21 protein-coding genes and 1 tRNA gene are annotated in these 18,825 nt (G+C 38.6%); 9 read left to right on the top strand and 13 right to left on the bottom strand.

The window, feature by feature from the left end; translation table 11 throughout:
• Positions 1-403: 403 nt before the first annotated feature.
• On the bottom strand, positions 404-790 hold the full coding sequence (locus GSM42_RS19875) for a hypothetical protein (protein ID WP_160803308.1): 387 nt from the start codon (positions 788-790) through the stop codon (positions 404-406).
• A 456-nt stretch (positions 791-1,246) separates the two neighbouring features.
• Here GSM42_RS19875 and GSM42_RS19870 point away from each other — a divergent pair, with 456 nt between their 5' ends.
• From GSM42_RS19870 to GSM42_RS19850, 5 genes are all read left to right on the top strand, one after another.
• The gene (locus tag GSM42_RS19870; protein ID WP_160803307.1) at positions 1,247-2,419 is read left to right on the top strand and encodes a branched-chain amino acid ABC transporter substrate-binding protein; all 1,173 of its coding nucleotides are present in this window, start codon (positions 1,247-1,249) and stop codon (positions 2,417-2,419) included.
• 69 nt (positions 2,420-2,488) lie between these two features.
• On the top strand, positions 2,489-3,466 hold the full coding sequence (locus tag GSM42_RS19865) for a branched-chain amino acid ABC transporter permease (RefSeq protein WP_160803306.1): 978 nt from the start codon (positions 2,489-2,491) through the stop codon (positions 3,464-3,466).
• 9 nt (positions 3,467-3,475) lie between these two features.
• A complete protein-coding gene (locus GSM42_RS19860; protein ID WP_160803309.1) occupies positions 3,476-4,708 on the top strand; it encodes a branched-chain amino acid ABC transporter permease in 1,233 nt (410 codons plus the stop codon).
• Positions 4,709-4,719: 11 nt separating this feature from the next.
• Positions 4,720-5,499, top strand: coding sequence for an ABC transporter ATP-binding protein (locus GSM42_RS19855; RefSeq protein WP_160803305.1), 780 nt, complete (start codon positions 4,720-4,722; stop codon positions 5,497-5,499).
• Positions 5,489-6,202, top strand: a complete 714-nt coding sequence (locus GSM42_RS19850) for an ABC transporter ATP-binding protein (RefSeq protein WP_160803304.1) — start codon at positions 5,489-5,491, stop codon at positions 6,200-6,202. The genes GSM42_RS19855 and GSM42_RS19850 overlap by 11 nt, the downstream gene beginning before the upstream one ends.
• Before the next feature lie 164 nt (positions 6,203-6,366).
• Here the strand turns inward: GSM42_RS19850 and GSM42_RS19845 are convergent, their stop codons facing one another.
• The 5 genes from GSM42_RS19845 to GSM42_RS19825 form a co-directional block, all read right to left on the bottom strand.
• The gene (locus GSM42_RS19845) at positions 6,367-6,609 is read right to left on the bottom strand and encodes a hypothetical protein (RefSeq protein WP_160803303.1); all 243 of its coding nucleotides are present in this window, start codon (positions 6,607-6,609) and stop codon (positions 6,367-6,369) included.
• A 131-nt stretch (positions 6,610-6,740) separates the two neighbouring features.
• Positions 6,741-7,211 (bottom strand): hypothetical protein, encoded by a 471-nt coding sequence (locus GSM42_RS19840; protein WP_160803302.1) that lies wholly within the window; start codon positions 7,209-7,211, stop codon positions 6,741-6,743.
• Positions 7,212-7,214: 3 nt separating this feature from the next.
• Entirely contained in the window at positions 7,215-8,129 is a 915-nt protein-coding gene (locus tag GSM42_RS19835) for a ParM/StbA family protein (RefSeq protein ID WP_160803301.1), read from the bottom strand.
• 550 nt (positions 8,130-8,679) lie between these two features.
• On the bottom strand, positions 8,680-9,114 hold the full coding sequence (locus GSM42_RS19830) for a DUF2269 family protein (protein WP_160803300.1): 435 nt from the start codon (positions 9,112-9,114) through the stop codon (positions 8,680-8,682).
• A gap of 54 nt (positions 9,115-9,168) precedes the next feature.
• On the bottom strand, positions 9,169-9,597 hold the full coding sequence (locus tag GSM42_RS19825; protein WP_160803299.1) for a MarR family winged helix-turn-helix transcriptional regulator: 429 nt from the start codon (positions 9,595-9,597) through the stop codon (positions 9,169-9,171).
• Positions 9,598-10,022: 425 nt separating this feature from the next.
• On the opposite strand from GSM42_RS19825, the gene GSM42_RS19820 reads away from it, so the two are divergent.
• Positions 10,023-10,217 (top strand): hypothetical protein, encoded by a 195-nt coding sequence (locus GSM42_RS19820; protein ID WP_160803298.1) that lies wholly within the window; start codon positions 10,023-10,025, stop codon positions 10,215-10,217.
• Positions 10,218-10,388: 171 nt separating this feature from the next.
• Here GSM42_RS19820 and GSM42_RS19815 read toward each other — a convergent pair whose 3' ends face one another.
• The 3 genes from GSM42_RS19815 to GSM42_RS19805 form a co-directional block, all read right to left on the bottom strand.
• Positions 10,389-11,195 (bottom strand): GNAT family N-acetyltransferase, encoded by an 807-nt coding sequence (locus GSM42_RS19815; RefSeq protein ID WP_160803297.1) that lies wholly within the window; start codon positions 11,193-11,195, stop codon positions 10,389-10,391.
• A gap of 374 nt (positions 11,196-11,569) precedes the next feature.
• Complete coding sequence (locus GSM42_RS19810; RefSeq protein ID WP_160803296.1) at positions 11,570-12,103, bottom strand: hypothetical protein; 534 nt, start codon at positions 12,101-12,103, stop codon at positions 11,570-11,572.
• A gap of 86 nt (positions 12,104-12,189) precedes the next feature.
• Positions 12,190-12,327 (bottom strand): hypothetical protein, encoded by a 138-nt coding sequence (locus tag GSM42_RS19805; RefSeq protein WP_160803295.1) that lies wholly within the window; start codon positions 12,325-12,327, stop codon positions 12,190-12,192.
• A 136-nt stretch (positions 12,328-12,463) separates the two neighbouring features.
• On the opposite strand from GSM42_RS19805, the gene GSM42_RS19800 reads away from it, so the two are divergent.
• Positions 12,464-13,525, top strand: coding sequence for an alpha/beta hydrolase (locus GSM42_RS19800; RefSeq protein WP_160803294.1), 1,062 nt, complete (start codon positions 12,464-12,466; stop codon positions 13,523-13,525).
• 698 nt (positions 13,526-14,223) lie between these two features.
• Here GSM42_RS19800 and GSM42_RS19795 read toward each other — a convergent pair.
• Positions 14,224-14,299 (bottom strand) — tRNA-Thr (locus tag GSM42_RS19795).
• A 99-nt stretch (positions 14,300-14,398) separates the two neighbouring features.
• Between GSM42_RS19795 and GSM42_RS19790 the strand changes: the two genes are divergently transcribed.
• Both GSM42_RS19790 and GSM42_RS19785 read left to right on the top strand, forming a co-directional pair.
• Positions 14,399-15,772 (top strand): amino acid permease, encoded by a 1,374-nt coding sequence (locus tag GSM42_RS19790; protein ID WP_160803293.1) that lies wholly within the window; start codon positions 14,399-14,401, stop codon positions 15,770-15,772.
• A 125-nt stretch (positions 15,773-15,897) separates the two neighbouring features.
• The gene (locus tag GSM42_RS19785) at positions 15,898-16,575 is read left to right on the top strand and encodes a uracil-DNA glycosylase (protein WP_160803292.1); all 678 of its coding nucleotides are present in this window, start codon (positions 15,898-15,900) and stop codon (positions 16,573-16,575) included.
• 42 nt (positions 16,576-16,617) lie between these two features.
• Here the strand turns inward: GSM42_RS19785 and GSM42_RS19780 are convergent, their stop codons facing one another.
• From GSM42_RS19780 to GSM42_RS20430, 3 genes are all read right to left on the bottom strand, one after another.
• Positions 16,618-17,025 (bottom strand): EthD family reductase, encoded by a 408-nt coding sequence (locus GSM42_RS19780; RefSeq protein WP_160803291.1) that lies wholly within the window; start codon positions 17,023-17,025, stop codon positions 16,618-16,620.
• Positions 17,026-17,600: 575 nt separating this feature from the next.
• Entirely contained in the window at positions 17,601-18,110 is a 510-nt protein-coding gene (locus tag GSM42_RS20435) for a zinc-binding dehydrogenase (protein ID WP_202405005.1), read from the bottom strand.
• A 130-nt stretch (positions 18,111-18,240) separates the two neighbouring features.
• On the bottom strand, positions 18,241-18,615 hold the full coding sequence (locus GSM42_RS20430; RefSeq protein ID WP_202405004.1) for a hypothetical protein: 375 nt from the start codon (positions 18,613-18,615) through the stop codon (positions 18,241-18,243).
• Between the last annotated feature and the right edge of the window lie 210 nt (positions 18,616-18,825).

The raw sequence follows: 18,825 nt of genomic DNA, 5'->3' as shown, positions 1-18,825 counted from the left end.
GCGATTTATCGCCTTAGCGCAACTTGTGCCCCTGTCTGAGGTGCAAAGTGCGACTCTTATATCTTATCACAACTCGTCTATAAAAACAAGTGCTTTTTGTTGTTTGTCAGCCGTTTGTGTGTTGCTCGCGGCGACAAGAAATAATATAACATGGCTAAAAAAAGATTGCAACCCCTTTTTTAATCTTTTTTTATTAGAACCAAAAGAACTTAGTAAAAGCCGTATAAGTTATGTGTTAACAGTGTACAATTTCTACTTTATCTAAACAAAAGACGTCATTCATTCATACCTTGCTGATCTTTTTCGTGCACCCTTATAGTCTGTTGCAATGGTAATAAACTTACTTTCTATTGTATGTCTGGGCAAAAGAGTGATGAACATACTATATTCTTCTTAATATCTCCTATTTTTTAATGATGGTAGCTCTTCTATGCATTATTACCTTTTTTTTGTGGGGCGATGGTTTTATTGTCAAAGATGGTCTTTGTCTTCTGTACTTAAAGTCCATTGGATCAGCTCGCGCTTCTGTCGTGTAAACTCGTTCTGCTTTCACTTTCTTAGGTGATTTCGAGTAATATTCCTCCCAGGCCTTAACTGTAGTATAAAAAGACCAAAAAGCTGCTAAAAATAAAATGATTTTATATTCTAACCATGGGAAAAGAAGCAAACAAAATACACCTAACATGCTAAAAAAATGAATACATACTTTAACTGATCTATCCAATTCCGGAAAAAGACGATAGATTGCTCCAACTAGAAAGTAGTTGATACCTTTGAGTATCCATTTCATTAATCGGATAATGTCCTCCTCCTATATTTATATATTGCTTGAATCCTCCCTTAACCTATACTAATGCATAGAGGCGGGAGATTTTTAGGTAGGTCTTGGTACCCTAAGGAAGTGAACCAAGCTCAAAAAATGTAGTCTCCCTAGGGCGATTAATCATGGTTTATTATATCAAAAAGCAGCTTTCTTCTAAATTTTATTGTTATTTAACAAACGCACATTCAGACAGCACATAACTGATTCCACTTATATTTAAATAGTATTTTATTATTTTTAAACATCAATATTATTAAAAAACGGTACAAACCATTCTTTGCATATAGATTTTTTTACTTTTATTTTTTATTATAAGAATAGATTTAACAAAAATTTCACAGAAAAGTTTTTCTTCCCGAAATAAAGAAAGGAGGGATAGTTCCAATATCTTGCTTTTCCTTAGTTGTTCAACCATCAGGAGGTATGCAAATGAGAAAAGTTTTTTTGATAGGATTATCACTCAGTCTTCTTTCTATTAGTGCCATTGGTTGTAGCAATAATTCAAGTGGTAATGTAATAAAGGTCGCTACTCAATCTCCTCTTTCCGGTAACCAAGCAACTGTTGGTGAAGCTATTAAAAACGGTGCTCAATTAGCAATAGATGATCATGTTGAAGCGTTTAAAAAGTTAGGCTTTGATTTAAAATTAGCTCCCTATGATGACCAAGCAGACCCCAAAAAAGGTGTAGCTAATGCACAAAGTATCGGTGCTGATCCGTCTATCCTTGGTGTAGTGGGACACTATAACTCTGGTGTCGCTATTCCCTCCGCCACTACTTATCAGAAAAACAAACTAGTCATGGTGTCTCCAGCAAATACCGCTGTGGAGCTAACTGAAAGCGGTAACAAATCCGTGCATCGAATCGTTGCTAGGGATGATGTCCAAGGCTCAGCTGACGCAAACTATGCAACAAATAAGCTACATGCAAAAAATATCTTTATCATCCAAGACAAAACAGCATATGGACAAGGTATCTCAAGCAAATTCCAAAAACAAGCAGAAGCAAATGGAGCAAAAATCGCTGGAAACGAAGGTATCACTTCTGGAGAAAAAGATTTCAGTGGGGTACTAAATCAAGTTGCCGCAGCCAAACCTGACTTCATTTTCTATGGAGGCATTTATTCTGAATTCGGAATACTTGTAAAGCAAGCTAGGGAAAAAGGAATCACTGTCCCCATGATGGGTGGTGATGGCGTAGACTCCTCAGATATGTACACCATAGCTGGAGATGCCATCAAAGACGTTTACTATAGCACTACAGCCGCTGATGTCAGCAATACAACCGAAGGGAAAAAGTGGGCAGAGAAATATAAAGCAAAATTCAATAAAGAACCTCAATCCTATGCTTATTATGGCTATGATGCCATGAATGTGCTCTTAAAAGGACTTGAAGATGCGATTAAGAAGAACGGAAACAAAAAACCAAATCGTGAACAAGTATTGGACGCTGTTCATGCCATTAAAGACTACCAAGGTATTGCTACCAAAGTATCGTTTGATGATAAAGGTGACAATGATTTTGCCAAAATATTTATTCATAAATTTGAGAATAAACAATATCCAGGTCCTCTTGTAGGTGAAGAAGGAAAACAGTAGATAGCTAAAAGAGGTGTGATATACATCTCCACCTCTTTTTTATTACACAAAGAAAGGAAGAGTGTCTGCATGAGCAACATCCTATCTGCTCTTCCCCAAGTTCTGGTCGATGGACTTACCCTAGGAGCTATCTATGCTGTAGTAGCTTTAGGATATACCATGGTATACGGGATTTTGGAGCTAATTAACTTTGCCCATGGGGAGATATTTATGTCTGGAGCTTTTATTGGAACGGGACTTTTGCTTTCACTTGGCGTTTTCGGCATCGCCATGCCAGCTTGGATTACGCTTATTCTCATCCTCCTTCTCACCGCTTTGCTAACAGGGTTACTCGGAATTGGAATCGAAAGATTAGCTTACCGTCCACTACGAAAGGCTCCAAGATTAATACCGCTAATTTCTGCTATTGGTATTTCTTTTATCCTTCAAGATTTAGTTCGTTTCTTTGCGGAGTTCAAAACAGGAAATTATATTGTTACTGGTACAACCTTATTTGAAGGTAAAGTGACTATTCCCTTTTCTTCCATTATCGGAACATTTCACAATGCAACTATAAAAAACAATACGCTCATCCTTATTGGTATCACGATCATCATCATGATTTTATTAGATATTTTTGTAAATAGAACCAAATGGGGAACGGCGATGCGAGCTGTCGCACAAGATCAAGAAACGGCAGCTCTCATGTCCATCAATGTAAACAAAGTAATCAGCCTAACATTTTTTATTGGTTCTGCTATTGGTGGGGCCACTGGATTTTTATTTGCCCAACAATATGCAACGATTGATCCATACATTGGTTTTATTCTTGGATTAAAAGCATTTACTGCGGCGGTTTTAGGGGGTATCGGAAATATACGAGGGGCAATGTTTGGCGGCCTTATACTTGGAGTATTAGAGGTATTTGCTGCGGCTAACCTCAGTACGATCACAGGTGGAGTAATTGGGTCCGAATACAAAGATGTTTTTGCATTCACTATCTTGATTCTTGTGCTTATTTTTAAACCAGAAGGATTGTTTGGAAAATCTGTTAAGGAGAAAGTGTAGGTGATGGAGATGAGCAAATGGTCAGTCATGATGAAAGATAGTCCAAAAATGCAACTTAGCATGCTTCTTCTATTTATATTGGCAAGTAGTGCTAGTGTATATTTTTTAGAAAGATCCGTTACTGCATTTCTCTTACTGCTCGGTTCTTTGTTACTCCTTCACTATACCAGTCTCTCCAATCGTTTGAAATGGATCATCTCTCTTCTCCTTTTAGTTGTCATTATTCCCTTTGCCACATCAGGGGGGACTTCCCAACAAGATTACATGGAAGTAGCTGTACAAACAGGAATCTATATCGCAATGGCATTGGGTCTGAATATCGTGGTTGGTTTTGCTGGTCTTTTAGATCTCGGGTTTGTAGCTTTTTTCGCCATTGGAGCATATACATATGGAATTTTTGCGTCTCCCCAAGCAGCGCAATTGTTCCATAGTGATTTCTTTCCCCTTGCAGGAACTTGGTTCTGGCCTTTTATTATCATTGGAGGATTGATGGCTGCTTTATTTGGTATCTTACTTGGCATACCTGTTCTTCGCGTAAAAGGTGATTATTTAGCCATTGTCACACTCGGATTTGGGGAGATTATTCGTATTGTCTTTAACAATATGGACAAACCGGTCAACATTACCAATGGAGCTCAAGGGCTGTCTCAAATTAATCAACCAGAAATATTTGGCTTTACGTTTAGTCTGGCAAGTCAGTTTTACTTTATTGTCATCGCTATCCTATTAATTGTCATCATTGCGGTTAGACGCCTAGAGGATTCCAAACTTGGGCGCTCTTGGAAGGCTATTCGAGAAGATGAGATTGCAGCACAAGCAATGGGGATCCCATTAGTGAAGACAAAATTATGGGCCTTTGCATTAGGGGCTTCCTTTTCTGGCATGATGGGGGTTGTCTTTTCTGCAAAAAATATGTTTGTTGATCCTTCTAGTTTTACTTTGATTGAATCCATCACAATTTTGGTAATGGTTATCTTGGGAGGTATGGGAAGTGTACCAGGTGTTATCCTTGGTGCAACCATCATATCCGTATTAAATCTACAAATTTTAACGGAAGTCACCAATTTTCTAACTCAAAACTTTAGTATTTCCGATACACTCTCTCCTATGAAAATGCAACGATTAATCTTTGGAGTTGTGCTTGTTCTGATAGCCATTTATCGACCAAAAGGATTGATCACAGCAAAACCAAAAAAGGTTGATCCTGGCAAATTAATAGATCAGCCCACAACAGATAAATAGGAGGATGCATTATGTCACTGCTAGAGTTAAAAGGGGTTACCAAACAATTTGGAGGATTGACTGCTGTCAACCAAGTGGATGCTGCTATAAAACAGGGCTCTATTACAGCGATTATTGGTCCTAATGGCGCTGGAAAAACGACATTGTTTAATTTAATTACAGGAATCTATAAGCCTGACAAGGGAAGTATCACTTTAGCTGGCACTTCCCTATTAAACCGAAAACCAAATCAAATAGCTGGGTACGGGATTGCAAGGACGTTTCAAAATATCCGTTTGTTCAAAGAGATGACAGCACTTGAGAATATACTAGTGGGAATGCATACACACCTCCATTCTAGTCTGATCAGTACGCTCCTTCGTCTCCCATCTGTTCGAAAAGAAGAAGATAATGCTGCACGACATGCTTATCAATTGCTGCAAACAGTCGGTCTTGCAGAGAAATGCAACGAACAAGCAAAAAATCTTCCATACGGAGAACAACGACGTCTCGAAATTGCTCGTGCCCTAGCTACAAAGCCAAAAGTGCTCTTTCTCGATGAACCAGCTGCTGGGATGAATCCAAAAGAAACCAAAGTACTAACAGAGCTTATCATTCAAGTAAGAGATGACTTTGACTTAACCATTATCCTTATCGAACACGATATGAAATTAGTAATGAAGATTTCAGAGGAAATAATCGTACTGGATTATGGACAAAAGATCGCCTCTGGCAATCCAGATGAAATCCGCACCAACCCAAGAGTGATTGAAGCATATCTCGGAAAAGGAGCTGTTCGTAATGGGCTATAACTCCTTATTAGAACTGAAACAAGTATCTGCTTATTATGATCAAATCCAAGCACTCCATGATCTTTCTCTTCACGTCGATCAAGGAGAGATCGTTACTCTTGTCGGTTCCAATGGTGCAGGTAAATCAACGACGCTAAAAGCAATCAGTGGTCAAGTAAAAACAACAGGTACGATATTATTTCAGCAAAAAGATATCACCAAGCTTCCACCCCATGAAACAGCTAAGCTCGGAGTAGCACATGTTCCAGAAGGAAGGCGCATTTTTCCTAGACTCACGGTAAAAGAAAACTTAGAAATGGGAGCTTTTCAACTAAAAGATAAAAAAGAAATCCAAAATCAAATGGAATTAGTTTTTCAATACTTCCCACGAATCAAAGAGCGACTGAATCAACAAGGCGGCACGATGAGTGGCGGGGAACAACAGATGCTTGCGATCGGTAGAGCATTGATGAGCAAACCAAGCATTTTGTTGCTCGATGAGCCTTCTATGGGGTTAGCACCTATTATCGTCGAACAAATCTTTGAGATTATAGAGGAATTAAACCAAACAGGCATGACGATTTTATTAGTGGAACAAAACGCCTATCAAGCGTTATCGGTTGCACATCGGGGATATGTGGTTCAGACTGGGAACATTATTCTTGCGGATGATGCGAAGGCATTGTTGGAGAACAAGCAAGTGACAGAGGCTTATTTGGCATAGCTGATCATATGATCAGCTATTTATTATTAACATTTTTTATAGAATATTATTCTAATAGAAAATGAATTGTCGATTTTAAAATAATCTATATCCTTATACTTATTAACAGGGTGGACGTCAGACAGTATCACTGTCTGACGTCCAGATTCCAGCCATATTATATGTCACATCGGCTGGATAGAGACCGGGTCCTTAACAGTTGGAGTAAAAAGCAAGGTATTCTTTGCATTCGTGAATACCTTTACTTCACCCGCAGTTACCTTGTAGGTATCGTTCTTGAACTCCAGCGGAGAACGATCGTTGTCATAGACAATCACCTTCACCGCTGTAATGGGACTGTTCCCTTCCCCAGGGGTAACAACTGCAGAACCGGAAGTGAAACGGACAATTCCATGATTAGTAGCCATTTTGGCTCCATCTTGTAAAGGCCGTGTTGCCTAAACATATTATCACTCTATATTGATGTATAATCAATAATTTTCTTTATTTTATATTAATAAAAAAAGCTCCTTCTAAAGATTTTAGAGGGAGCTTTTTTCTATTCCATTGGCATGCTTGTCCTTCTCCGCTTCGAACCTCCGCCATGTCGAGCTGAACGAGATGGGATCGGGGCGGGATTCGAATTTGTCGCTGCCTTTGGTGTCGTATTTGTTTGTGAAAGGGGTTGCGTTTGTGAAAAAGGTTGTGTCTTAGAAAACGGTTGTTGGACTTGTTGATTTACTTGCGAACTCATCTGCTGGAGTGGATTCATGATGGGATTACTGTTTGCACCCATTGGAAACATCTGTTGCATCATGGGCATCATTTCATGCAATTTTGATACCGTTTGCACAAATTTTTGATACTCCTTATACTGGGAGAGTACTTGTTTGATAAAGGTTGAACCATTATCTGCCTGCTCGTTAAACCACTCATAAACTTCACGCTCATTTTGGTCTTTCAAATCGAAAGTGAGCGTGACATTGCGTTTACGAGTTCCAAGAATCTCCCTTGGATCTTGTTCGCTCATCCTCTACCACCCTTCTGGTACCCACTCGAGCGCAGCAGCATGAAGCATTCCTAAACAATCACTGTACAATGGGTTTGGTGCGACTTGAGCATTTGGAAAAAACTTACGAACTTCTGCAATCAACAACTCCGCAGCCCCACCAGATACATAGAAAACTTTTTCGCGAACATCGCCGTATTCATCTTCATAAGGTAAATCCCAATGATATCCGCCAACTTCTGAAAAAATAGCTTTTGCAATTGCTTCTGGTCTCGTTTCTTTGGAGAAGTTTCGAAACTTTTCCCAGGAAATATTCGAAGAAGAACCTGATTGGTTGTGGACATAACGACCATTGTGGTCATAAGTAGCAAAATTGGATTTTTCCGATCCAATCGCCATAATATGAACTACTTTTTCTTCCGTATCTTCTTCTGGGGTAACATAATAAGTAGCTCCACCCTCTACTCCTACCAGCACATCCAGTATGTTAATGCGTCTTTCTACACCGTTAACCGTAACAAAATGCTCTCCAACTAACATTTGCTTTAATTTTTTTGCATCTGAACGATGATTTTCGATAGGAACTACCGTACCTACTTTCACATTTCCAGCAACACCAAGGCGATGAAGCATCGTAAGGGTGAAAATCATGTTCTGCTCATGAGCTTTGGAGTCTTGTTTTGCTTTCTTGGCATGATTACCGGCTCTACGTGCCAGATCACCAACAAAATAAGTCCCCTTTTCTCCTTTTCTACCGATCTGAACAATCATATCTTCATCTGAATTAGCATGAAAATCCAAATCTACGTATTCCCCAATATAACTGAAAAAATCATCTGTATGCACATGCTTTCCTTGAATCAGTGCCCCTTTTACTTTATGTCGACCATTGTCTGTTACCGCAATGGCGAATTCATTTTTCCCATCAAAATAACTCATGCTGTCACTCCTTATGTATGTTCCTATGAACATGATAAGCGATATAGGGATGTTTTGCTATATTTCTGTGTAATTGCAACAAAGTTTCTTTTGACAATCTCAATATTTTATACGTTTCTGAATAACTTCCCATCATTTAATCAAAAATATAGACAATGACTTCTTCGATCTCGGGATCAGCATTTTTATCAGCTCAAACCCTTCGTTCTTTCCATGCTTTCGAATGCTTATATTTTTCCATATACCCAATAAATCGCCTCAAGTTTTACTACTCGTGGGTGGGACGCATTGCATCCATTGGATGAGACAGTTTTTTCGATAAGAAACTCTCTTGCTTCTGAAGGTTTTTTGATTTCAAAGTTATATATCCCTTGAAATCTGCCAAACAAACTCCGTAACCATTATACCGAAAAAAAAGATTTTTATCTTATCAACTTGTCGTCTCCTTATTTTATTCATATAAATTTCTCTTTATTTCTAATAGTGTTGTTATACACAAAGTCTTTATAAATATTTTTTTATACATCATAAGCCTTATAATACTTCCATGTTAAAATGATACAGGCTTTGTTACCATGAGAATTAAAATGACAATCAGGATAACTCTACCAAACCAAATATGGGGGATTACTTTTTTCCAGACATTTTGGTAAACATCATTTGTTAATAGTTCCTCATCTACAGATTTCCATTTCCGCTTGGTAATAAAGCGCCAGTAAAATCCTGCGATCAATAAGAGAAAAATGGATGAATCATACCATACTAACTGAAAAAGTCCCGGATGAAACCAACCCAACCCTAATCCGGTGAATAATTGGATTTTGAAGCAATTGTCCGCAATGTTTCCTAGTCTCTCAACTACGGATTTTGCCAACGAAAACTGCTCCGCATTCTTTGCTCTCTCCCATATCCACTCGAACGAGAAAAAGATTCCGATACCTAAACATCCTATAAATACATGTAGAATAACAAGTCCTATATACATAACAGCACTTCCTTGTTTATTGTTTGTACATACAACTATTAAATGAAAAAAATACTATTCTTTTCGCTCTAACTGATCACTCACTTGATACAAGTTAAGTGTAAGTAAATCTCCTTGCTCCTGTCCTAAAATTTCATTATATCTTGCACGCAAGTTATCCCAACACTCATAGATCAGACTTTTCAGTGCTTTTCCTTTTTCTGTGCAAAAAATGAGAGATCGTCTTCCTTCCGATTTGCTTGTAATAAGCTTCTTTTGCACTAATTTTTCAATTAACCGTGTAACAGTCGAAGGCTGTAAATGGAGAATTTCGCTTAACTCTTTTTGTGAAATTCCTTCTTTATCGTAAACCGCCATCATAAGAAAAGCATAGGTTGGAGCCAATCCACTAACCGCAAATTCATCCTCAGCCATTTTGGTGACAACTCTGCTTAGTCGATTAGCAGTAAAGTAAAGGCATTCCTTAATATAGCTTTCCAGCATCGTGTGACTCCCTCTTCATATTGATTGTACATACAACTATAATACCTCTCTTTAGCCAGATTGAAAATGAGAAACAAAATTTTACTTTCGATCAACTTTTCGAGTTTTGTGGCACAAACTATTCATAGTTCAGTCTTTTAAGAAGGACGAAAATTTCATTAAATTTACTAATAAGTAAAAGAAATTCTAGGTAGAGGATGTCCCATACTCCAAGCCTATTCGCTATAAATTGATTCAGAAATGTGATAATGTATAGTTAGTAAGCTTCAACTATCAAAAATGACTGACGATGGGTGTGTATCAGCCGATTGTCATATCCATGACCGAGTAATAAGGCTTTGAAACCACTCCAATCAGTCTCACGTTCGTCCATCGGTCCAAGATCGATCCACTTCTGGATCGTCCGAGCCCTATAGGAGGCTCCCGTGAACAGCAAGCTTTTCTACATCCTCATCGCTCTCGTGCTCTTCTTCGCTCTGCTTCACTCCGCAGGGCAGGGAAACGTCGCCATCATCATGCTCAGCTTCTTCATCGCCATCGGCGTGATCGTCTGGGGAGTGCGCATGATGCCCGCTTCTTGGCGGCGGTATCAGGCACGTCGGCAGGACAGGAAGCGCTAATTCAGCGCACTCCTGCCCACAGTCTGGATCGAGTCTCCTCGCTCCAGACACCTGTAAATAAGTCCCCTTCACATAGATTATTATATTTTTACACAGATAAACCCTTAGCAAAATACAAAAAACTCTTGGTGAAAATTCCAAGAGTTTTTTCTCTTTCCTTTGATGATATGATTATCTTCTTTTTTGTTGTTTTCTTGCAGCATAATAATGAATAGAGGAATCTGAATCTTTATTTTTGATAAGGTTAAATACCTCCCATCCATGGTTGAAAAGCTGGAAAAATACGGTGCGTGTGAAAGCCCTCCATCCATGCAACTGAGTACGGGAACGAATTGTTTTTAAACTAGAAGGTACAGGAATGAGAACATATGGATATTTTTCTAAATTTGCAAAATCCAACTCTAATGGCGACTCACTATTTATGTTGTAATCAATCTTAAATGATTGTTCGATTGCAAAAGTAGATAGTGGAGAAGATGACTTCTGGTTTGGATCTGTCAAATCCCAACGAGTTAAAAAACGATCAATTGCTAAACCTTGAGGATCATCTTCATAACAATTTTTGAGATACTCAGAAGAGACAGCTCCCATCTTATGAAGATATACATATGCATTCACGCTTTCCAATGGTTCATATGTCCATATTATCTCTTGATATCCTATTTTTTTTGCTTCTTCTTTTAAGTACTGCATCAAAGATTCCCCTATTTTCTGATGCTGGTATGCAGGAAGAACCCCGATATTTTGTAGAATAAGATACACTTGATTTCGTTGGTATCCTGGAAAACTATAAACATAGCCAACCATTTGATTACCTTTATAAGCTCCTAAAATTATCCCGCCATGATCTGATATAAACTTCATATGATCCAAAGCTACTTCGCCATCGTCGGTCCAAAGCTCACGTCGAATAGCAGCTACTTCTTTTAATTCTTCATATGTGCAAATTCTTTTGATTGTTACATTACTTCCACTCAATAAAAAAACACCTACTCTTAATCGAAAATGAATACAAAATAAATCTGGGATATGAATCCTACAATTAAAATGGGGAAAAGTTATTATTATCTCTATTTGAAGCATAAAGTCACTTTATGAAGCTATTGTACCAGAGTGTGTGATCAAGATGTTGCTAACAGCCGAAAACAGAAAAGTAAGTAATCTGTGATTGTTTTGTGCTTGTCCTATAGCTGCTAAAGCATCCCAACTAGCCCACTCTATATTTGAAAACCGTGTCCAAATGCCCCAGCACGCAATAACACTCCTATAATCTAATTTCCATAAAACTTATGATAACAAATTACACTTGTCAAAAAGTAATGTTATTTAAATAAAAATAACCCTCAGAGGGGTTATACAGCTGATACAAATAAAGCATTTTGTAATTTGATTAATGTTTCTCTGTCTTTATAAGAAATCTCATGCATTTTTGTATCTATTCGAATCCGTAGAGGTTCTTTGGTTGCATCCTGAAAAGAATATGTATTCCATAACCAAAAAGCATTGTCTACAATATCATCGATACTAGATGAACAGGAGATACTGGCATAATGAATGCCTACTTTCTTTTTTTTAAGACTTCTATCCCTCTCAGCTTGTACATAAAAATGAACTGCTTTTGGTGGATATCCAAGAGCATGCCCTAATATCTCATGAAACTCAGGAGAACGAATGGGAACACCCTCCATCCTCTCTTCAAATTCCCTTTTTAATACATCATTTTGAAAAAATAAATAGTACTGAACATCGTCCATCAATTCTATTCCCATATCAATATAAGGATACGATTTTATAAGTTCTGGTAAGTGTTTGGTGAACTCTTCATCTAGTTCTGTATTGTAGTAGCTTGGTTTATATCCTTTTAAAAAGAACTCTAGGTCTTTCAAAAACAGCACCATCCCTACTAAAAAGAGTAAAGCTCTAAATACAAGCCTTACTCCTACTATACGTTATTTTGTTGTTAAATCCTCTACTAGTTTTGTGAATCACAGTCTCTACACATCCATTTACCTGAATCTGCTTTGATAAGATCAGTACTACCACAAATTCTACACTTACTCGGTTTGGAACGTCCTTCACGAATAAAGAATTGAATCAATCTTTTTGCCAAAACAAACACCTCCAGCTTTATTTGGTTGCGTTCGTTATCTCGAAAAAGCTATGATTCCTTATTCTTACATTTCGATTATATTCTATATAGTGAAAATTTTCATTATGTAATTTGATAAAGAATTATGGAGCAGCCATTGTCTGATAGCCGAAAAAAGTCTAACAAATCTAACAAACTGGCCCATTCTCTAGAGGCAAAAAGGCAGTCCATAAAGAACTTCTTTGGCCGTCCAAACAGTTTCCTCAGCGAGACATACACTGAAAAAATAGCTAAAACGAACAGACGAAAACTCTTGGATTTCTATACCGAGAGTTTTTTGCGCTTTCACGTAAAAAAAATAAACTCCCACCGTTCGATTTTTTCATATAAACTAGATGAAAAAGATCCTTCCCATGTCTACGAAGGGAAAGTCATGAAGGTTGCTCTGATGCTCCACGCTATCGGATCAGGTCCGATCATGTGGGAAGTTTCTCCCATTGATTCGAGAGGGATGGCGGATCTCCTAATGGAAAAGGGAATTCAGCCAAAGATTCCCACACTCCCCGGTCACTGCGCATCTTATCGTGATCTTGCCAAGGTCAGCGGAAGCGACTGGAATCAGTCAGTCAAGCAGCAGATGAGGGAAATTCTTCTGGACGGGGAAATCAAGGAGATCTATCTCATCGGATTCTCGATGGGTGGTGTGCTCACTATGCTGGCTCTCGCCGAGCTACTTGCAGAAGGGGGATTCACAGAATCCCAACTGAAGCGGGTGAGCGTGTTGGTAGTAAACACCCCAGTCCACATCAAGGGAGTTTCTACCCACCAATTGGAGAAGATCAGTAGGTGGTCGCGCTGGGCTTTGGAATGGATTGCTATTCCAAACGTCCCCCGACCTTGGGAGACCAATTTCCGATACCTCTGGAAGGCTCTCGTATCAAAATTCCTTCCACTTTCGGCGGTTGTAGAGATGATGAAGCTGGTCTGGCGTTTGTTGGATTTGCTGGCATCAACTCCGACCAAGGAAAGGTTCCAAACGCTCAAACAACTCGTGCTGGTTCAGGCGATCCCTGACAAGGTTGTCGATCCGAAGAGCGTGGAAATCCTCCACCGCTTGATCGGAGGAAAAGTGATCCGGATCGAAGGAGCAACCCATGGCTTTGCAGAGTCAGAAGCATGGGCAGAACTTCAGAAGGTGATTCACCAAATCGCCAACTGAGGTCATTTTTCGGCCTATCTGGATGAAAAGGACCCCTGATCACATCAAGATAACGTGATCAGGGGTCCAGCTATGCTTCTATAACATTGTCAAACTTTCAAAGCAGAGTTTTAGTATGGCACTACAACAAACAAATACAACAAAACACTTGGCTTATATACCTGATAAACTTACTATGTTATGATTAATCCACAAAGGTCGATCTCCCGGGAGTCTGAAATGGTGACCTACCTCTTTTGGCTCATTGTGTCTGTCGTTGCCGTCATCTTCCTTGGTTACGAAACCGTAAATCGTAACCAATCTAAGGGATGGCGCTACTTCGAGCTCGTTTCGGTCATCGTTTTCGCGATTTTCGGAACAGTGAATGCAATGTTCCTCCTCCCGTTTCTCTCCTGAGCGGGGAACCCTGTCCTTGTCCCTTAACGGGAACACCACGACCGGCTGCTGTCACTAGATATTAGCTGGTCGTCCTCTTTTAAATCCTCCTAATTCTAGCTTCATCTATCTCAATCGGAAAAAAGTCAAAAAATCATCATGTATGTGTCTATTATTCACAATAGAATAAATAATAAGAATATAACCTCTGTTAACCTCCATCCCTTCTTTTACACCCTAGTTGACCACAGTGCGTGGTCAAATTCGACTTCATTTCACTAACTCAAAAACAGAAAAAACCCTGTAAACACAAGGATTTCGAGTGGTGCTGGAGACAGGACTCGAACCTGCGGCCCCTTCATTACGAGTGAAGTGCTCTACCAACTGAGCTACACCAGCATATTTTTTGCAATACCACAAATTATAAAAGGGAATAGGGAAGTTGTCAAGAAGAAGATAAGTACATCATATATACACAAAATGAAAAGAGTGGTTTGTATGTCAAATAAAAAGAATCAGCCTGAAACCCTTTCCAGGGAATTACAAAGCAGGCATATCCAACTTATTGCCATTGGTGGAGCGATTGGTGTTGGACTTTTTCTTGGATCAGCATCCGCAATTAAAACTGCAGGTCCTGCTATCCTGATCAATTATATTGTCGCTGGACTTATTATTTTCCTTATTATGCGTGCTTTGGGAGAGCTGGTTTTATATAAACCAGTGTCCGGTTCTTTTAGTACTTATGCAAGTGAATTTATTGGAGAATGGGCAGGCTTCTTTACCGGATGGACATATTGGTTTATGTGGGTTGTTATTGGTATGGCTGAGATCACAGCAGTTGGGAAATATGTGAACCTTTGGTTTCCGCGTATCGATAACTGGATTCCTGCGCTAATATCTTTGGTCTTTATTTATCTGATAAACATGATTGCTGTTAAAGTTTTTGGAGAAGTGGAGTTTTGGTTTGCTCTCATCAAAGTAGTAACGATTATTGTCCTTATTCTCGTTGGATTACTTATTATTTTCACAGGAATTGGTAACTATGGACAGGCTACTGGATTCTCAAATCTATGGTCACACGGAGGATTTTTCCCTGAAGGTTTTAGTGGGATGCTTCTATCTCTACAAATGGTTATGTTTGCCTTTATCGGGGTCGAGTTAATTGGGGTAACTGCTGGTGAAGCAAAGGACCCAGATACTACCATCCCCAAAGCAATTGATAGTGTCATCTGGCGTATTCTTATCTTCTATGTTGGGTCGCTAACAGTTATCTTGGCTATTTACCCTTGGATCCGATTAGATGAAAATGTAAGTCCGTTTGTATTAACTTTTGAAAAAGTAGGCATTCCCGGCGCAGCAATGATTATTAATTTTGTTGTCTTAACAGCTGCTTTGTCATCTTGCAACAGTGGGGTTTTTAGCTCTGGTCGAATGCTATTTAATTTATCTCAACTCAAACAAGCTCCAAAAGGATTTCAAACCGTAAACCATAGAAGCATTCCTGCAAAAGCCATTACCATCTCAACCTTTTTTCTATTAATTGGAGTTGCACTGAACTATTTCATTCCTGAAAAGGCTTTTGCTTACATAACAAGTATAGGTACAGTTGGCGCTGTTTGGACATGGATGATTATCATGTTCGCACATCTTCAATACCACAAAAAAGTAAAAGCAGGGAAAATAAAAAGAAGTCACTTTCAAATGCCTGGTGCTCCCTTCACCAACTGGATCGTCATCCTCTTCTTAGCTGCTGTGATTGTACTACTCGCATTTGATTCAGAAACAAGAATTGCATTAATCGTTGGACCAATATGGTTTATTATTTTAGCGATTGGCTATCAAATGGTAAAACGAAAAAAAGATGCGAACTAATAAAAAAAACTGGATGTGCGATCATCCAGTTTTTTTATGCTTATAATCTTACAATCTTAACAAGATTGCTACTAAATTAACAGAAAAAGTATGCGATAATAGAGAATATACCAAAATGAGGTGAAATGATGGCCATTCTTAATAATGACTGGGCAAATCTACTAAATAGTGAATTTGAAAAACCTTACTACTTACAACTTCGCCAATTTTTAGTAGATGAATATTCCACACAAGTAATTTACCCACTAAAAGAAGATATATATAACGCATTGCACCTCACTCCATATGAGGAAACAAAAGTAGTTATTTTGGGCCAAGACCCTTATCATGGGGAAGGACAAGCACATGGTCTCAGCTTTTCTGTAAAACCAGGTGTAAAACAACCACCTTCTCTAAAAAATATTTTTAAAGAACTCCAGACAGACTTAGGTCACCCGATTCCAAACCATGGTTTTCTTGAATCCTGGGCAAAACAAGGGGTATTGCTCCTGAATGCAGTACTCACAGTACGTGAAAAAACACCAAACGCCCATAAGGGGCGTGGGTGGGAAAACTTCACAGATGAAGTAATACATAAACTAAACGAGCGGGAAAAGCCAGTTGTATTTATACTATGGGGAAGACATGCTCAAGCGAAAAAATCTTTTATCACCAATAAAAATCACCATATTATCGAGTCTGCTCATCCAAGTCCACTCTCTGCTCGAAATGGTTTCTTTGGTAGCAAACCATTTAGCAAAACAAATGAGTTTTTGCGTAGAATTGGTGAGAAAGAAATTGATTGGTTTATTGCAAATCGTTGAATTTAGTATGAGATGTGCCACTAAAGCCATCTCTTTTTTTCTTTAACGAAGATCTAGGTTATCTAGATCAATAATCTCTATGATTTCTCCTTCTGTCTTTCTCTCAATCCACTTTGGCGCATAAATTACTTTTTCTTGCGCAATGTAACTATGAATTTGCACAAGCTCTTCCTCATCTGCAAGTGCTGTGATTAACTTTGTGATGGCAACACCTTCTTCAGAACTAAGTATTCTCCTCATTTCTTCCATCGAGTCAAAATAAGTTTCTGTTAACACATGGATATTACTCAATCCTTCTGGTTGCTCACTCGTTGCATGATAGAGTGTTGTATATTCCATTTTTAAAACGCCTGGGACACTAAGGACTTTAGGAATGATAACTTTCGTATAATAGTCTTCAAATTCGTCTAGATCTACAACATTTTTATATAAACCTTGAACTTTAACCATAATAGCCTCCTAAAGGAATCCACATGTATAATCATGGAGACTGATTTCGATAAACAATTTTTGATCGATTGTTCTTTTTATGTGCATCCATACTTAGTCTTCCTCTATATACATAATGGAGACTTCCTATACTCTCCTGGAATTATTAATTATTTTATATTTATTGGATTGGACGACTAATTCTAGTATAGTACATGCGGGCTAATTAAAGTGTGAATAATGGGACTTTTATATGAAAGCTCTTTCTTTTTGATACATATTAGATAGTTTTATTCTAAAAATCGCTAAAACTAGTGCATCTGCTCTAAGGATTTCCTATCACATTAAAAGTTCATACACCACGATCGATTTCAACACATAAAATCCCATTCAATACTTTCCTGAACGGGATTTATGAGTATATTATGATTTTCAGTATTATTTATTGTAGATAACTCTCACCACTACATATCATGGATTTGTAGTCGTGAGTACTTGTGGCTCATTCAGTCCTTTAAAATTCCCTACTCTAATGCTTTGAAAACGATCAATATGTAAGCATTCAGATATTAGACGCTTAACTAATACGAAATGGTTTACAGTTCAGCTAGCTGCACCAAAGATTTACCTACTTTTTTTCCAGTAATAAGTCTTTCATATGCTTCTAAGGTATTCTCTAGTCCTTGAGTAACGTCAAATTCCATTTTCAATTTTCCTGCTTCGTACCAAGGGCGCATGATTCGATTCACATCCGGCCCGCGATGATAGAAGTCAGGTGAGAAAAATCCAGTAAATTGAAGGCGTTTCATCAACACTTGGTCAAATTTATAGGGACCAGGAATTGGACCTTCTTGATCATAATTAAGTAGTAATCCACAAACTGCGACGCGACCAAATAGGGCCATATTTTCCAAAGCAGCATCTAAGATATTGCCACCTACATTATCAAAATACACATTGATGCCCTCTGGACACAATTCGCGCAAACGGGAGGCGACATCTTCTCGTTTATAATCAATTGTTGCGCTAAAGCCCAACTCGTCAGTAAGCCAAGCTCCTTTTTGTTTTAAACCAGTTATCCCAATAACTCGACAGCCCAGCCGCAACTTGACCTGCTAGCGCACCTGTCACACCTGATGCGGCAGAAACTACAAAAGTCTCTCCTGGCATTGTTTTTGCATATTCCACAACTCCCAAATATGCAGTCCAGCCGTTGGGACCAAAAACAGCTAAGTGTTAACGAAGATCATCAAGTTGCCAGCTAACTCGTTCCACATAGGTTTCATCGGGTCTGGAAATCGAGTAATCAGACCATTGTCCATAAGCACGAGCCAGATCACCAGGACGAAAATCAGGATGCCGAGATTCAACAACAGTTCCTAGAACCATTCCAATTACAGGGGAATTTAATGGGGTGGGAGGTGAATAAGAATCTTCTCGTGCTGTCATCCACATACGTGTTCCGGCATCAAGGGAAAAATAAGCATTCCGAATTAATACATCACCGTCCACAAGGGGCGCGATTTCCTCTTCTACAAGCTCTAATGCAGAAGCATAATCATTGCCACTAGGGCGTTTAGCTAGCACCCAATAACGATTTTTTTCTTTCATAATGTCACCTCATCTTAGATTTGCAACGCTTTCATTTTAAGTATTGCGGCAAAAGAGCAAGCATGATCAAAATAGCCCCTAATACAACATAGGAAAGATTTGTATTCCACAGAAAAGGATAACTCTTTTTAATAAACTTAATATACTATTAGCAGATAAAGAATAACTCAGTCAAGCTTTCCTGATAAAATCATTCATTCGATACACAAA

The sequence above is a fragment of the Shimazuella alba genome, from assembly GCF_009831235.1.
Taxonomy (GTDB): domain Bacteria; phylum Bacillota; class Bacilli; order Thermoactinomycetales; family Thermoactinomycetaceae; genus Shimazuella; species Shimazuella alba.
Note: the sequence above shows the minus strand (reverse complement) of the source record. Positions and strands in the feature narration are given on the sequence as shown.

What these genes read in the sequence shown, in the direction of transcription:
- GSM42_RS19860 (WP_160803309.1), top strand. Translation starts at nt 3,476, where the DNA reads ATGAGCAAATGGTCAGTCATGATGAAAGATAGTCCAAAAATGCAACTT.
- GSM42_RS19825 (WP_160803299.1), bottom strand. Translation starts at nt 9,597, where the DNA reads ATGCTGGAAAGCTATATTAAGGAATGCCTTTACTTTACTGCTAATCGA.
- GSM42_RS20430 (WP_202405004.1), bottom strand. Translation starts at nt 18,615, where the DNA reads ATGAAAGAAAAAAATCGTTATTGGGTGCTAGCTAAACGCCCTAGTGGC.
- GSM42_RS19830 (WP_160803300.1), bottom strand. Translation starts at nt 9,114, where the DNA reads ATGTATATAGGACTTGTTATTCTACATGTATTTATAGGATGTTTAGGT.
- GSM42_RS19840 (WP_160803302.1), bottom strand. Translation starts at nt 7,211, where the DNA reads ATGAGCGAACAAGATCCAAGGGAGATTCTTGGAACTCGTAAACGCAAT.
- GSM42_RS19865 (WP_160803306.1), top strand. Translation starts at nt 2,489, where the DNA reads ATGAGCAACATCCTATCTGCTCTTCCCCAAGTTCTGGTCGATGGACTT.
- GSM42_RS19870 (WP_160803307.1), top strand. Translation starts at nt 1,247, where the DNA reads ATGCAAATGAGAAAAGTTTTTTTGATAGGATTATCACTCAGTCTTCTT.
- GSM42_RS19790 (WP_160803293.1), top strand. Translation starts at nt 14,399, where the DNA reads ATGTCAAATAAAAAGAATCAGCCTGAAACCCTTTCCAGGGAATTACAA.
- GSM42_RS19850 (WP_160803304.1), top strand. Translation starts at nt 5,489, where the DNA reads ATGGGCTATAACTCCTTATTAGAACTGAAACAAGTATCTGCTTATTAT.
- GSM42_RS19875 (WP_160803308.1), bottom strand. Translation starts at nt 790, where the DNA reads ATGAAATGGATACTCAAAGGTATCAACTACTTTCTAGTTGGAGCAATC.
- GSM42_RS19785 (WP_160803292.1), top strand. Translation starts at nt 15,898, where the DNA reads ATGATGGCCATTCTTAATAATGACTGGGCAAATCTACTAAATAGTGAA.
- GSM42_RS19845 (WP_160803303.1), bottom strand. Translation starts at nt 6,609, where the DNA reads ATGGCTACTAATCATGGAATTGTCCGTTTCACTTCCGGTTCTGCAGTT.
- GSM42_RS19855 (WP_160803305.1), top strand. Translation starts at nt 4,720, where the DNA reads ATGTCACTGCTAGAGTTAAAAGGGGTTACCAAACAATTTGGAGGATTG.
- GSM42_RS19835 (WP_160803301.1), bottom strand. Translation starts at nt 8,129, where the DNA reads ATGAGTTATTTTGATGGGAAAAATGAATTCGCCATTGCGGTAACAGAC.
- GSM42_RS19780 (WP_160803291.1), bottom strand. Translation starts at nt 17,025, where the DNA reads ATGGTTAAAGTTCAAGGTTTATATAAAAATGTTGTAGATCTAGACGAA.